The organism is Streptomyces sp. CB01881 (assembly GCF_002953255.1).
Classification (GTDB): domain Bacteria; phylum Actinomycetota; class Actinomycetes; order Streptomycetales; family Streptomycetaceae; genus Kitasatospora.
Map to the genome: position 1 here is coordinate 10,879,439 of NZ_CP026498.1, position 1,599 is coordinate 10,881,037.

General features: G+C 71.3%; 1 protein-coding gene. It reads right to left on the reverse strand.

All coding sequences use genetic code 11. From position 1 onward, the window contains the following. Window positions 1-277: 277 nt before the first annotated feature. A partial coding sequence (locus C2142_RS36810) for an RICIN domain-containing protein (RefSeq protein ID WP_206671107.1) occupies window positions 278-1,599 on the reverse strand: 1,322 nt, incomplete at its 5' end.

A 1,599-nucleotide genomic window follows, 5' to 3' on the forward strand; every position in this document is an offset into this window, starting at 1 on the left:
CGGCTTCGCCGGTGGAGTTCGGCGGCCAACTCGGCGAGTTCGCGCAGTTGCAGGATCAGGAACGGCGAGGGTGCGCAGACTGCTCGCCGCCGCGTGACGTGCAGCGCAGCCTGACCTGACAGGTCCGCACGCCCCCACACCCCCACCCCTTCGCCCCGTCGCACGTGCGACGGGGCGAAGAGCCGCCAGGAGGTGCGCGGGGCGTCAGTCGGCCGGCCGGACCGCCCGAATCGGTCACCGCAGCGGACCGCCGCGCGCTCCATGTCGGTCAACCCGGTCAGAGGAAACGCCAGAGGTGGTCGGACGTGCCATTGTCGTCCCACAGGACGGCCTCGGCCCCCTGGGAGGTGGACGCCCCGGAGACGCCGAGGACGCGGCCGCTGACGGCGGACTGGATGCGGAAGGTGTCGCCGCCGCCGTGTCGCAGGCGCCACCGGTGGTCCGCGGCCCCGCTGTCGGTCCACTGGACGATCCTGGAGCCGTTGGCCGTGCCGCCGCCCTCCACGGCGAGCACCTTGCCGCTGTTGGAGTTCTTGAGCCGCACGTATCCTCCGGAGTCGACCACCGCGGTCCACATGTGGTCAGAGGTGCCGTTGTCGCCCCACTGGATCACCCGGGCACCGTCAGCGGTCGACATGGTCAGCACACCGAGCATGAGCCCGCTGCCCACGTTCTGGATGCGCCGGGTGCCGGTCGGAACGAACCACCACCGGCTGGCCGGTGAGCTGGTGTCCGGGACCTGCACGGCAAGGGCGCCAGGGGAGGCGGAGGCCCCGGCGATGCCGAGCAGCTTGCCGCTGTGGGCGTTCCGCAGGCCGTGCGAGCCGTCGGCCGTCTCGACGACGGTCCACCGGTGGTCGGCGCTGCCGTTGTCCGACCACTGGAGCACGGAGGCGTTGTCGGTGGTGGACATGTTCCGCACGCCCAGGACCTTGCCGCTGTTGACGTTGCGCAGACGCAGCGCGGTACCGTCGAGCACGAGCGCCCAGTCGTGGTCGGCGGTCCCGCTGTCGCCCCACTGGAGCGCGAGCCCACCGTCCGCGGTGGACATGTTCTGCACGCCGAGCACGAGCCCGCTTCCCGCGTTGAGCAGGCGGAATCCGGTGGTCCTGGTGTTCCAGTAGACGGAGTAGTTGAAGCCCTGCGCGTCGTGGAACGGGCCCAGGTTCACGGACGACCCGTTGGCGGTCGCGGTGAAGGCGAGACCCGTGGTGCCGGTCCGGCTGATCGACGCCGGGTCGACGACCGGGAGCGCGGCGAGGGCGGTGCTGCCGTAGTTGCCGCACAGGACGACCGGGCCGTAGGTGACCGCAGCGACGTCCGGGTTGTCGTTGGCGGCCCGGAGCGCGATCCGCATGGGCAGTTTGACGGTCACCGTGTCGCCGGAGGTCCAGGCACGGGCAAGGGTGGCGTAACTGCCCGGCGTGGTGGCGATGTTCTGCACCGTGCCGTTGATGCTCACGGTGGCACCGGACGTCCAGGCCGGAATGCGGATGCGCATCGACCAGGTGTCGCCGGCGCTGCCGGTGACCTTGAGCGTGGTGGTGTCGTCGGAGGGGTACGAGGTCGTCTGGGTGACCGTCAGGCCGCGCTCGGCCC